This window comes from Cyanobacteriota bacterium (assembly GCA_025054735.1).
In the GTDB taxonomy this organism is placed as follows: domain Bacteria; phylum Cyanobacteriota; class Cyanobacteriia; order SKYG9; family SKYG9; genus SKYG9.
The window spans coordinates 1-11,249 of the sequence record JANWZG010000081.1 but is presented as its reverse complement, the minus strand read 5'-3'; the positions used below and the strand labels follow the sequence as shown (position 1 = coordinate 11,249).

Sequence of the window (11,249 nt, the reverse complement as noted above, 5' to 3'; positions counted from 1 at the left end):
TCCACCCATGATAAAAATCACCGTTGCCATCATGGCAGGGTGTCCCCAATGGGTAATGGGTTCAGGAATGTTCATCCCTCGAAACCAAGCGGCGATCGGCTCCAGCAATTCGCTTAACTGTGTACTCAACGTACTCAACTGTGTACTCATATCCATCTTCTCTCTCCAGGGGTTACAACTACTAAACTCAGTGCTATCTGCGCCAATCAAAGCTCTATCCGTGGCAAATGTCTACAGGGTGCAATCACTTGCCACAACCTGCGCTTCACGGGCACCTTTACAAATTGTAATAGCGTACGATCGTCTCCATATATCTAAGTTCACAATGTGCCTGAGCGTTGACATCGCCCCCAAGCTGACATTGTTTGACAAAAAGGACTGAAAGAGGATTAATACCCCCCCCAACGGCTGGTTCTAACCAAGGTGTAATTGTGATAGCATTAACGATTGTGACTTTTAAGGTTTGCTTGAGTTTTTCCTGGTAGAAAGGGTAAAGAGCTATGACGCAACGAACACTACATGGCACTAACCGTAAGCGTAAGCGGGTTTCTGGGTTTCGCGTGCGGATGCGTACCAAGAATGGACAGCGAGTAATCAAAGCGCGGCGAGCTAAAGGGCGTGCACGGTTGGCCGTGTAGGGCAATGAATGGGGTTGCCCAGAGTTCATCGACTCCGAAATCGGCGGGACTTTAACCAGGTTTATAATCATGGAGTACGCCGATCAACTGAGCACTTAACGCTCCGAGCATTACATGTAAGTAGTGTTCACATCCCTGCGGGTGATTCTCAGACCAGCGATTCCCATCCGGACGTATGCGATCGTAGTGTTAGCACAGGTGTGCATACCACAATTCAACCAACTCAGATTGGTGTTGTAGTCAGTCTCAAGGTCAGTAAGCGAGCCGTCGTTAGAAATCGCATTCGACGACGCATTCAAGCGGCAATCCGGGAGTTGCTGCCCCAGATGGCACCATCCTGGAAGGTGGTAGTTATTGCTCGTCCTGGACTAATTCAATGTAATTATCAAGAAATTCTGCAACAATTAAAGCAATTGTTAACAGATAGTCAGGTGTTATATGGGCATTCGTGAAGAGGTTTATTACGACGGTGGTCCCCATGTTGGCGATTTAATTTTAGGCATTCTTGCTGGCTTTACCCTGATCCTGATTCCCTTCACAGTAGGAGCCATCGTCCGGGCGTTGTGGCTGCGTTACCGCATTACCAATCGTCGAGTGTCGGTAACAGGTGGTTGGCTTGGGCGCAGTCGCTCTGATGTTGTTTACTCAGAGATAGTTACCATCAAGTCAGTACCTCGTGGTTGGGGAGCGTGGGGTGATATGGTGATTACCCTCAAAAATGGCAATCAGTTGGAAATGCGCTCTGTGCCTAATTTCCGTGAGGTTGTAGCCTATATTGAGCAGCGCGTGGCCGATAAGGCTAAGAAAGCAACAGCAGCTAGCGCAACTAGTTAGTGGCTGACAAAATTTAGCTGTCAAGACGTGTTACTTTTCAGTACAGTTGAGTAAGACAATTTCAGTAACCCCTACGGTGGTTTAGGACGCATGGATTTTGGAGTTAGCTTCCTTTCGAGCAATGTCATGTTGCCAATCCTGGATTTTTTCTACGGGGTTGTGCCTAGTTACGGGTTGGCGATCGTCGCGCTAACGCTGGTAGTGCGCCTTGCTGTCTATCCTCTGAGTGCTGGTTCTATTCGCAGTATGCGCCGGATGAAAGTGGCGCAGCCTGTTATGAAGCAACGCCAGGAAGAGATTCAGAGAAAATATAAGGATAATCCAGCTAAGCAGCAAGAAGAGTTGAGCAAGCTATTTCAGGAATTTGGTAATCCGCTGTCGGGTTGCTTGCCTATCTTGCTACAGATGCCAGTTTTGTTTGCCCTGTTTGCGACCTTGCGGGGATCACCCTTTGCTGATGTCAGCTACAACGTGAATGTCCAAGTTTTGCCCAAGGAGCAGATGGAGCAGATAGTGCCCCAAGCTTTTGCCACACCTCCCCAGAATATCTATTTGTCAGTCGGCGTCCATCCACCAGTTTCTGCGGTCATGCCCTCTGGCACAAAGCTAGCGGTTGGTGAACAAAGCAAGGTCTTGTTTCAGACCGTAGAGGGTAAGCCCCTGAGTGATTTGTTGCAAGCATATCCTAACCCTGAGCTAACTCCTCAATGGACGGTGACTAAGGGTGAAGGCGTTGTAAGTGTCACCGAAGATGGCACGATCACGGCGATCGCTCCCGGTGAAGCTACTCTCCAAGGTAAGATTCCTGGGCTTGCAGCTAATAAAGGCTTTTTGTTTATCGAGGCCCTGGGGCGAGTTGGGGCCTTTGATCCAGATGGCACAATTCACTGGGATGTAGTTGTGATGATCCTGGGCTTCGGCATCAGCTTGTACATCAACCAGTTGCTGACTGGTCAGGGTAGCTCATCCGATAATCCTCAACAGGATACGGTTAACAAGATTACACCTGTGCTGTTTTCTGGCATGTTCTTGTTTTTCCCGTTACCTGCCGGTGTGTTGATGTATATGCTCATTGCTAACATCTTCCAAACGGGGCAAACCTTTTTGCTCTTGAGGGAGCCATTGCCAGAAAATTTGCAGAAGATTGTAGATGCCCAGGCGGCTGCAACGACGATTAACGTGGAGGCAACCTCATCATCGCCGAAGGCTACGAATACGGGGTCGTCTAAGACTACGACTACGGGTGGTCGTTCTGCCCTGCCATTTGAGCCTGGTCGATCGTCGAAAAAGAAGGCATAGCTTGGTTGATTGCTGCCAGCACTGGGATTGCTCTCTTCAGAAGAAGGATGTCATGATGACCGAAGAAGCAGTAATAGAGCGAGGTGTAACATGGCTAACGACACTGCTACGACTTGCAGGGTTGCCAGCCTCCGTTCACGCTGAACGCAACAGCATAGGAGCCTTGGAGGGTACAGATCAGGTTGGTGGTAATATTCGTCAAGACTGGTGGTTAACCATTGATCACACAACATTGCATCCCGACCAAGTGGCAGTGCTGCTGAGTGGAGATGGAGCAGTTTTAGACGCTATTCAGTATTTAGGCAACACAATCCTGAATCTGCACCAAAGCCAAGATCATCAACAGGCCTACACCGTGGAGCTAGCTGGTTACCGTGCTCAGCGACAGGTAGAACTGCGAGCTATTGCAGAGCAAGCAGTTGCCGAAGTACGGCAAACGGGTAAGGAATACGAAATTCCAGCATTATCGTCGGCTGAGCGACGTTGGATTCATACTTATTTGCAAACTTGTCCTGATCTAGCCACTGAAAGCCGGGGGGTAGAACCCGATCGGCGGCTGGTGGTTCGTCAACGCTCATCGAGTTAATATCCCCTATGGATGCCATTCATATTCCTCACCTGCTGAACGATCGGGATCGCTCCAGAACTATCCAGGTTGAGGGCTTTTTACCCGACTTACAAACCTTAACGCCAGTCAAAGGCACCGTAACTGTTAGACATTGCGGTAACTATTTGGATGTCTCTGCCAAGGCAGAGGCTATTATCACCCTCACCTGTGATCGGTGTTTGCGTAACTACAATCATCGGCTGCAAACTACTGCCTCTGAGTTAATCTGGCTGACAGAAACTGCTCATTCTGATGCTACTGATGTGATACCAGAAGACTCTGACTATGAAGATTTGGTAGAGACGTTACCGGCTCAAGGTCACTTTTCTCCCACTGGCTGGCTATATGAACAGTTATGTTTGAGCTTGCCCCTACAGCAGTTATGTGCAGCCACCTGTCCCGGAATTCAAGCCACGACTTCCACAGATTCCGATGGTCAAGATCACACTCCAACGGATCGTCGCTGGTCATCACTAGCTGCCCTTCGCGATCGCCTGCAACCGTAGCATTTATCCAGGAAATCGCAATCGATAGCCCATACCATGCACAGTTTCAATTGGATCATCGCCTCCAGCTAGCTTGAGCTTTTGACGAATACACTTGATATGGGTGCTAACGGTCTCTTCTCCGGGCGCTTCAGCTATGTCCCAAAGGCGATCGAGAATTGCCCGCCGACTGTAGATGCGGTTAGGATTCAGCAGAAACAGTTCCAACAAGCCATATTCCTTTGCCGTCAGGTGCACTGGCTTGCCGTGACACAACACTTGACCGCTTGCTGAGTCAAGCTGAAGCATCCTCCAGGTCAATACGCTAGCTGCGGCTTTTCCCTTGCGCGTGACTGCCCGCACTCTTGCCAAAAACACCTGCAAATCGAACGGCTTTGTCACGTAGTCATCAGCACCAGCATTAAGTCCAGTCACTTGAGCATCATTACTGGTTTCACCCGTCAAAAAGAGAATGGGATTTTGATAACCCCTGCTCCGAAGTTGCTTACAGATCGTCAAGCCGTCCATATTAGGTAGCCCGATATCTAGCACAATTAAGTCATACTCATGGCTGCTGGCAAGGGTGAGTCCAGTATTGCCGTCATCAGTGCATTCAACTACCCAATGCTGCGCTGTCAAGGCTTCAGTCAAAATATCAGCAACAACCGGATCATCTTCAACTAGCAACAGTTTCATTGACCAACTTCAAAAAATCTTCAAAAGTCAGCAGTAGTCTAAATTCAGAAGAAAGATATGCCGCTGAAAGTAGCTCCCTGGTGAGCAATCTTATAGAAGGTTGCAAAGGAATTTAATCCCTACAGTCTATCGAGCACTTACATGAAGCCGTTAACTCTCAGCGCATGATTGAGGCCCTTTTATTTTCTAACCATCGATACTGCTATGACAACGTACTGCCCTTGCTGTTCTAATCCGATGCTACGCCATGTCCGACATCACCAGGTGTATTGGTTTTGCCGCACCTGTTGGCAAGAGATGCCCGCTATAGAGCTATTACCTAGCTTGAGCGTAGTGCCTGCAATCCTAGGTCGGCAATTTCTATTTGCTCAATCGCTGATAACAGCACCTAGCATTGCCTCAAACTAACCATTACTTGATGGCTAAATCTTTGTCATCCAGACACTTAGGATTTCTACATTTACCCCATCGAACCCGATAAACCCGAATCACCATGAAAATTGTTGACCAGATTTACCACTGTCAAATGCCAGGTCAAGTATTTGGCATCTGGCAGTTACAATGCCATCTCCATATCTTGCAGCCCCATACGGAAGTGCAAATTGTGTTGATTACCGATATGGGGTTTGAGATGGGTTGGTTTATTCCCTATGTAGTTGAAAAGTTGATGGAGCAAATTGTGCACGAGTTTCAACTGGATACTGCCAATCTCATATGGCTGGAACACTACACCTCTAGCTTCAGGAAACCCACAGGCTCAGACTTTAGCCAAGTAGTAGTTGAATGGTGCCACGGGCAAGCTAGAAATCCCCGATGGATTGAGATTTCCCCCCAAACTGTGAAGGCGTTGCTAGGTGAAGGGTCGCTGTTATCACCTGCTCAAGAAGTCTCTAGGGTGTAGACGGTTGAATGCATTGTGGGAACGAAGGTCAATCTTGCTGATGAGAAAATAGGTAAGCACCGGGAACAGCAAGAACGATCGCTACTACTAGCAGAGTTGGTAGCGTGTACCAAGGAAACTGGGCAAGTGGCAAATAGGCTGCTGCACGCAGGCCGATCGTCGTGTAGGTCAACGGTAGTAGATAAACAATGATTTTCAGAGCGATCGGCAACTGTTGTGGATCGAAGAATGTGCCACCCAGAAACGACATGGGCACAATCACAAAGTTGTTATAAAGTCCCACGCTTTCCAAGGATTTCACTGTTAGCCCTACAATCACCCCTAGCCCTGCAAACACAGCACAATTGAGAACTAATACCAGCCAAAATAGAGGATTCAAGAAGCTCCAAACCTTACCCGTGAACAATACAGCTACTACGATCACGGAAGCAGACGTTAACAGCCCCCTGACTACACCAGCTAACATCTTACCCATATACTGAGCCAAGGGATGGATGGGCACTAGGAGCATTTCTTCAAAGGTTTTGCTAAACAGCCGATCGCCACAAATGGAAAAGGTAGTGCCCCCAAAGCTGATGACCATTGATGACAGAGCCACCATTCCAGGCAGGATGAATTGCAGATAGTTGTCACCCATAACTGGCCGAGAAACCCGATCTAAGGTACTCCCTAGCCCTAGCCCAAAGGCCAAGATGTAAATTAGCGGCGACACCAAGCCCGATGCTACTACCTGAGGAATACGAGCACGCAGTTCTAACCACTCACCCCAAAAGATAGTTATGCTGTCGCCAATAATGCTTCCCCAGGGAGAACGGCTGGTCGATTTGGGCAATCTGTTCAGTGGTGCATCTACCATACTGACTAGCCTTCTCTCAGTTGAAATAGAAACGATACCTTATCACCTTTACCTAGAGAAATCTTATCGCCTGGGCGCAACCGATGGCGGTTGCCCTTAGGTAGAGGTAAATTGTTCACGTAGGTACCGTTAGAACTACCCACATCTTCCAGGTAGTAGGCATCGCCTTCATTGCGAATATCTGCATGGATCCGAGACACCACTTCTGAGTCTGGAAAGCCGGAGACATCAATATCTGGAGGCACCCGATCGTTCGGCTTACCTATATGGATAACCGTCAGATGAGAAGGCAATTCCACCACTGTATTTGTGAGAATATGTAACAACGAAGCGGTTTGAACCTGTAACTGGGTTGGTGCCCCCCCAGCCTTAGCAGCCTTTGCCGTGGATGGAGTCGATACCCGAGATACAGGTTCCTGCACTGTTGGCAAGTCTTCGAGGGGTACGCCAGTATTCGGGTCATCTAAGTTGAATTCATCCAGATCTAAATCAAAGGATTCTAAGTCAGTGGGTAGTTCCTGTGCATTTTCAGGTTGGCCTGTAGACATAGCTATCAATGGATCTGGCTCGACCAGAGGTTCTGGCTCTGGCAAATCTGGCAGGTTATTGCTGGCGTTGGGTGACATAGGGGAAAATCCTCCACTGATTGCAGGCGTGAAAGCTGGGGTCAAATGGTAGCCGCAATGAGCACAAAACTTTGCATCAGCTTGAACAGAACTGCCACAGTTAGGACAGTTTGCCATAGCGGGTAATGGTGTGTAACATGCTTCACATTGGATAGCACCATCAGGGTTTTGGTGGTTGCAATTGGGGCAAACAATCATAGGAACTAATAGCAAGGTGAAGGTTAAAATCGAGGGCTAACGGTCACCGGCAGCAGCATCTAGTAACCACCAAAGATTCCCAACAGGCTGAACTAAGCGGGCAGGGTAGGTTAACGCATCACCCTCATCAGCAAAGACGTGAGCCAACGCAGGCCGCTTACTAGCACCTGCTACCAGAAAGATAACATTCCGGGCTTGATTAAGCACAGGTACTGTCATCGTCAATCGCGGCTGACCATCCTTATTACCCACTGTAACAAGTCGATCGCGGACTTGTAGGGCAGGTGTGTGGGGAAAAAGCGATGCAGTATGTCCATCATCACCCATTCCCAACAAAATGACATCAAAGGCTGGAAATTCTTGAGGGGCTAGCTGAAAAAAGGCTTGTAATATTGCTTCATACTGCTGGGCAGCCACGGCTGGATCGGCTGCATCGGTCGGCATAGGATGTACAGAGTCGGCAGGGATTGACGCTGGCTCTAGCCAAACCTCCCGTGTCATGCCATAGTTGCTGTCAGGATGATCGTAAGGTACGTAGCGCTCGTCACCCCAAAACAGATGAATAGCATTCCAGGGAAGATCTTGTTTCCCCAGGGCAGCGTACAACGGCTTGGGGGTACTGCCGCCGCTAAGGGCGATTGCACATTGACCTCGCTCTGCGATCGCTGCCCGGATCATCTCTACCACTAGCGTCAATGCCCGTTGCACCAGAGCATCTTTATCTGGCAGCACTTCGACCGTCTTGCCCATAGACATCACCTATGCCCTACCTCCCCCGGATAATACGCCATTCATCAGGACAGATGCAAGATTCTGCGGTAGACGATTAAGTCGTGCTATTCTAGAAAAGCATTTTTTATGACAACAAACATCGCACACCTAGGCGATCGGGTGACAGTGTTGACTGTTTCGCGCCTAGGTGGAGGATTAACCCGATTTGGAGAAAGATCATGCCAGTTATTTCACTAGCCCAGATGATGGAGGCTGGGGTTCACTTTGGCCATCAGACCCGCCGTTGGAATCCCAAAATGGCTCCTTACATTTATACCTCGCGTAATGGGGTTCACATTATTGACTTAGTACAGACTGCAAAGTTGATGGATGAGGCCTATAACTACATGCGCAGTGCAGCAGAGCAAGGCCGTAAGTTTCTATTCGTAGGTACTAAGCGACAAGCAGCAGGAATCATTGCTCAGGAGGCCATGCGTTGTGGGGCTGGCTATGTGAACCAGCGCTGGTTAGGAGGAATGCTCACCAACTGGACAACGATTAAGACTCGCGTTGATCGTCTTAAGGAGCTAGAGCGCCGGGAAGAAACTGGGGCACTGGATCTGCTGCCCAAGAAAGAAGCAGCCGTGCTGCGTCGAGAACTTGATCGCTTGCGGAAATACTTGGGCGGCTTTAAGACCATGCGCAAGTTGCCCGATGTAGTTGTGATTATTGACCTGCGACGAGAATATAATGCGGTGCTGGAGTGTCAAAAACTGGGGATTCCCATCGTTTCTTTGTTGGACACCAACTGCGATCCCGACCAAGTGGATATTCCCATTCCAGCTAATGACGATGCTATTCGTTCGGTAAAGTTGATCTTAGGCAAGCTAGCTGATGCCATCTATGAGGGTCGTCATGGTCAAACCGATACCGATGAGGACTACGATGACTATGAAGGTGCTGAGGAAGAATTTGACTACGACGATACTAGCGATAGCATGTTTGACGATGACGACGATGATGGCGAAGAAGAAGAGTAGTCACCTGAACTGAACAGTAGCTCCATCACCATGACCCAAATCTATCAGGTTCAAATTCACGATCGGCAGACAGGTAAGCACTACACTGTGCAGGTACCTGCCGATCGATACATTCTCCAGACCGCTGAAAATCAGGGTGCGCCCTTACCCTTTTCGTGCCGTAATGGCGCTTGTACTACCTGTGCTGTACGGGTACGGTCTGGACGCTTGTATCAACCAGAAGCGATGGGGCTGTCTCGTGCTCTTCAGGATCAGGGCTACGCCTTATTGTGTGTCAGCTATCCGCGATCGGACTTGGAAGTTGAGACTCAAGACGAAGACGAAGTCTACGAGTTGCAGTTTGGGCGCTATTTTGGCAGGGGCAGGGTTAAGCCAGGCTTGCCCCTGGATGAAGACTAGCGAAATCTCAGCATCATTAGCAAGTCTGCAGCGAATCTAGAGTGGGCAGTTAAGAGTAAGCTACGATACAAGCTCGGAAAATGAGCGGTGACTGCTAAAGAAATATCAAAGATTTGCAACCAGACGAAACCTAGCCTCTACTATAAAAATGTAAGGTCATATGGCACTAGATGAGTTACCGAAGCTTCACATCTCATCGCGGCTTAGTTAGATATACGGTTTCGTTGAAGTTAGTAGTTTCCTCTGTTACATAGAGAGGAAGGCCCTAATGGTTTTATTGTTCAAGGCTCTACAGTTCAACACTTTATATTTCAGCACTGATAGCAACGTGTTTGTAAATTGGCCTTCTAGCGATCGCACGACGAATCCCTAGAAGGTCATTCGTTTTTTAGCGACACATCCAACAACTGGAGGTATCTATGTACGTTACCAACCTAGCCGAGTTGGAGGCACTCATTCAGCAAGTGAAAGCAGCCCAAGCTGAATATGCATCCTTTTCCCAGGCACAGCTTGACCACATTTTTCACAAAGCGGCTATGGCAGCCAATGCCGAACGCATTCCTCTTGCCAAACTAGCAGTGCAAGAAACTGGCATGGGGATTGTAGAAGACAAAGTAATCAAAAATCACTTCGCCTCAGAGTATATCTACAACAAGTACAAGCATGAAAAAACCACTGGAGTGATTGAGAAAGATGAGAGTTTTGGGATTGAAAAGATTGCTGAACCTGTAGGCATCTTGGCAGGGATTGTGCCCGTCACTAATCCGACCTCGACAACTATTTTCAAGGCGCTGATCACCCTAAAAACTGGTAATGGCATCATCTTCTCGCCCCATCCCCGTGCAAAACACTGCTCTATCAAGGCTGCCCAGATTGTCAAAGCCGCAGCAGAGGCTGCTGGTGCACCCGAAGGATTAATTGGGTGGATTGACGAACCCACTGTGGAGCTATCTCAAGCCTTGATGCAACACCCAGAGATTAAGCTGATTTTGGCTACGGGTGGCCCTGGTATGGTACGAGCAGCTTACTCCTCTGGTCATCCTTCTCTAGGTGTAGGAGCAGGCAATACGCCCGCTGTGATTGATGCCAGTGCAGATATTCCCATGGCAGTAAGTTCCATTTTGCTCAGCAAGACCTTTGACAATGGCATGATCTGTGCCTCTGAGCAGTCGGTGGTGGTAGTGGATGCCATCTATGACCAAGTGAGGGCAGAGTTTCAAAATCGGGGTGCGTACATCATGAGTCCAGATGAGACGGCGGCTGTACGACAGGTGGTGTTGAAGGATGGACGGTTGAACCCTGAGATCGTTGGTCAATCAGTACCACGCATTGCAAAGCTAGCGGGGATCAGCGTGCCTGAAGGGTCTAAGGTGTTAATTGGAGAGGTGAGCAAAGTAGGTGTGGAGGAACCCCTATCCTATGAAAAGTTAGCACCTGTGCTGGCATTGTACCGTGCTCATGATTTTGCTCAGGCTGTAGACCTAGCAACACAATTGGTTAACTTCGGAGGGCGGGGACACACATCAGTGCTATATACTGACCCAGCTAATCGAGATGATATTGCCTATTTTGAAAATACCCTAAAAACAGCACGGGTGTTGATTAACACACCGTCTTCTCAGGGAGCGATCGGCGATTTATACAATTTCAAGCTCGACCCATCTCTCACCTTGGGCTGCGGCACATGGGGTGGCAACTCTGTTTCGGAAAATGTTGGCCCTCATCATTTGCTGAATATCAAAACCGTGACCCAGCGACGGGAAAACATGCTGTGGTTCCGGGTGCCACCAAAGATTTACTTTAAGCCCGGTTGCCTGCCTGTGGCCCTAAAAGAGTTGGAAGGCAAGAAACGGGCATTTCTGGTTACAGACAAACCATTATTTGATCTAGGGATCTTGCACCCAATAACTCAGATTTTAGAGGAGTTGGGAATCAATCATGACACGTTCCATGATGTGG

General features: G+C 48.7%; 16 protein-coding genes. 11 read left to right on the top strand and 5 right to left on the bottom strand.

Annotated features, from left to right (window positions below):
• Positions 1-150 (bottom strand): DUF4079 domain-containing protein (locus tag NZ772_05865; GenBank protein MCS6813085.1); only part of this gene is annotated, 150 nt, incomplete at its 3' end.
• Positions 151-500: 350 nt separating this feature from the next.
• Between NZ772_05865 and rpmH the strand changes: the two genes are divergently transcribed.
• The 6 genes from rpmH to NZ772_05835 all read left to right on the top strand — a co-directional run bounded on the left by rpmH (position 501) and on the right by NZ772_05835 (position 3,884).
• Complete coding sequence (gene rpmH / locus NZ772_05860; protein MCS6813084.1) at positions 501-638, top strand: 50S ribosomal protein L34; 138 nt, start codon at positions 501-503, stop codon at positions 636-638.
• Positions 639-646: 8 nt separating this feature from the next.
• Entirely contained in the window at positions 647-1,090 is a 444-nt protein-coding gene (gene rnpA, locus NZ772_05855; protein MCS6813083.1) for a ribonuclease P protein component, read from the top strand.
• Entirely contained in the window at positions 1,077-1,472 is a 396-nt protein-coding gene (locus NZ772_05850; protein MCS6813082.1) for a PH domain-containing protein, read from the top strand. The genes rnpA and NZ772_05850 overlap by 14 nt, the downstream gene beginning before the upstream one ends.
• 90 nt (positions 1,473-1,562) lie before the next feature.
• Complete coding sequence (gene yidC / locus NZ772_05845; protein MCS6813081.1) at positions 1,563-2,771, top strand: membrane protein insertase YidC; 1,209 nt, start codon at positions 1,563-1,565, stop codon at positions 2,769-2,771.
• Positions 2,772-2,823: 52 nt separating this feature from the next.
• The gene (locus NZ772_05840; protein ID MCS6813080.1) at positions 2,824-3,357 is read left to right on the top strand and encodes an RNA-binding protein; all 534 of its coding nucleotides are present in this window, start codon (positions 2,824-2,826) and stop codon (positions 3,355-3,357) included.
• Between the two features lie 8 nt (positions 3,358-3,365).
• Positions 3,366-3,884 carry a YceD family protein gene (locus tag NZ772_05835; GenBank protein ID MCS6813079.1) on the top strand — a complete coding sequence of 173 codons (519 nt, stop codon included), beginning with the start codon at positions 3,366-3,368 and terminating at the stop codon, positions 3,882-3,884.
• A 3-nt stretch (positions 3,885-3,887) separates the two neighbouring features.
• Here NZ772_05835 and NZ772_05830 read toward each other — a convergent pair whose 3' ends face one another.
• The gene (locus tag NZ772_05830) at positions 3,888-4,559 is read right to left on the bottom strand and encodes a response regulator transcription factor (protein MCS6813078.1); all 672 of its coding nucleotides are present in this window, start codon (positions 4,557-4,559) and stop codon (positions 3,888-3,890) included.
• Between the two features lie 204 nt (positions 4,560-4,763).
• On the opposite strand from NZ772_05830, the gene NZ772_05825 reads away from it, so the two are divergent.
• Positions 4,764-4,967 carry a hypothetical protein gene (locus tag NZ772_05825; GenBank protein ID MCS6813077.1) on the top strand — a complete coding sequence of 68 codons (204 nt, stop codon included), beginning with the start codon at positions 4,764-4,766 and terminating at the stop codon, positions 4,965-4,967.
• 85 nt (positions 4,968-5,052) lie between these two features.
• Positions 5,053-5,460 carry a hypothetical protein gene (locus tag NZ772_05820; protein MCS6813076.1) on the top strand — a complete coding sequence of 136 codons (408 nt, stop codon included), beginning with the start codon at positions 5,053-5,055 and terminating at the stop codon, positions 5,458-5,460.
• A gap of 28 nt (positions 5,461-5,488) precedes the next feature.
• Here the strand turns inward: NZ772_05820 and NZ772_05815 are convergent, their stop codons facing one another.
• Genes NZ772_05815 through pgl form a run of 3 tightly spaced genes read right to left on the bottom strand, consistent with a single transcriptional unit; the run spans position 5,489 to position 7,890 of the window.
• Positions 5,489-6,316: an ABC transporter permease gene (locus NZ772_05815; protein MCS6813075.1), complete on the bottom strand. Its 828-nt coding sequence runs from the start codon at positions 6,314-6,316 to the stop codon at positions 5,489-5,491.
• 5 nt (positions 6,317-6,321) lie between these two features.
• Entirely contained in the window at positions 6,322-7,140 is an 819-nt protein-coding gene (locus NZ772_05810; protein ID MCS6813074.1) for an FHA domain-containing protein, read from the bottom strand.
• A gap of 36 nt (positions 7,141-7,176) precedes the next feature.
• On the bottom strand, positions 7,177-7,890 hold the full coding sequence (pgl, locus tag NZ772_05805) for a 6-phosphogluconolactonase (protein ID MCS6813073.1): 714 nt from the start codon (positions 7,888-7,890) through the stop codon (positions 7,177-7,179).
• 200 nt (positions 7,891-8,090) lie between these two features.
• Here pgl and rpsB point away from each other — a divergent pair, with 200 nt between their 5' ends.
• The 3 genes from rpsB to NZ772_05790 form a co-directional block, all read left to right on the top strand.
• Entirely contained in the window at positions 8,091-8,891 is an 801-nt protein-coding gene (rpsB, locus tag NZ772_05800) for a 30S ribosomal protein S2 (protein ID MCS6813072.1), read from the top strand.
• Between the two features lie 30 nt (positions 8,892-8,921).
• A complete protein-coding gene (locus NZ772_05795) occupies positions 8,922-9,290 on the top strand; it encodes a (2Fe-2S)-binding protein (GenBank protein MCS6813071.1) in 369 nt (122 codons plus the stop codon).
• A 419-nt stretch (positions 9,291-9,709) separates the two neighbouring features.
• The coding region (locus NZ772_05790; GenBank protein ID MCS6813070.1) for an aldehyde dehydrogenase family protein at positions 9,710-11,249 on the top strand (1,540 nt) is incomplete at its 3' end.

What these genes read in the sequence shown, in the direction of transcription:
- rpmH (MCS6813084.1), top strand. Translation starts at nt 501, where the DNA reads ATGACGCAACGAACACTACATGGCACTAACCGTAAGCGTAAGCGGGTT.
- rnpA (MCS6813083.1), top strand. Translation starts at nt 647, where the DNA reads ATGGGGTTGCCCAGAGTTCATCGACTCCGAAATCGGCGGGACTTTAAC.
- NZ772_05850 (MCS6813082.1), top strand. Translation starts at nt 1,077, where the DNA reads ATGGGCATTCGTGAAGAGGTTTATTACGACGGTGGTCCCCATGTTGGC.
- yidC (MCS6813081.1), top strand. Translation starts at nt 1,563, where the DNA reads ATGGATTTTGGAGTTAGCTTCCTTTCGAGCAATGTCATGTTGCCAATC.
- NZ772_05840 (MCS6813080.1), top strand. Translation starts at nt 2,824, where the DNA reads ATGATGACCGAAGAAGCAGTAATAGAGCGAGGTGTAACATGGCTAACG.
- NZ772_05835 (MCS6813079.1), top strand. Translation starts at nt 3,366, where the DNA reads ATGGATGCCATTCATATTCCTCACCTGCTGAACGATCGGGATCGCTCC.
- NZ772_05830 (MCS6813078.1), bottom strand. Translation starts at nt 4,559, where the DNA reads ATGAAACTGTTGCTAGTTGAAGATGATCCGGTTGTTGCTGATATTTTG.
- NZ772_05825 (MCS6813077.1), top strand. Translation starts at nt 4,764, where the DNA reads ATGACAACGTACTGCCCTTGCTGTTCTAATCCGATGCTACGCCATGTC.
- NZ772_05820 (MCS6813076.1), top strand. Translation starts at nt 5,053, where the DNA reads ATGAAAATTGTTGACCAGATTTACCACTGTCAAATGCCAGGTCAAGTA.
- NZ772_05815 (MCS6813075.1), bottom strand. Translation starts at nt 6,316, where the DNA reads ATGGTAGATGCACCACTGAACAGATTGCCCAAATCGACCAGCCGTTCT.
- NZ772_05810 (MCS6813074.1), bottom strand. Translation starts at nt 7,140, where the DNA reads ATGATTGTTTGCCCCAATTGCAACCACCAAAACCCTGATGGTGCTATC.
- pgl (MCS6813073.1), bottom strand. Translation starts at nt 7,890, where the DNA reads ATGGGCAAGACGGTCGAAGTGCTGCCAGATAAAGATGCTCTGGTGCAA.
- rpsB (MCS6813072.1), top strand. Translation starts at nt 8,091, where the DNA reads ATGCCAGTTATTTCACTAGCCCAGATGATGGAGGCTGGGGTTCACTTT.
- NZ772_05795 (MCS6813071.1), top strand. Translation starts at nt 8,922, where the DNA reads ATGACCCAAATCTATCAGGTTCAAATTCACGATCGGCAGACAGGTAAG.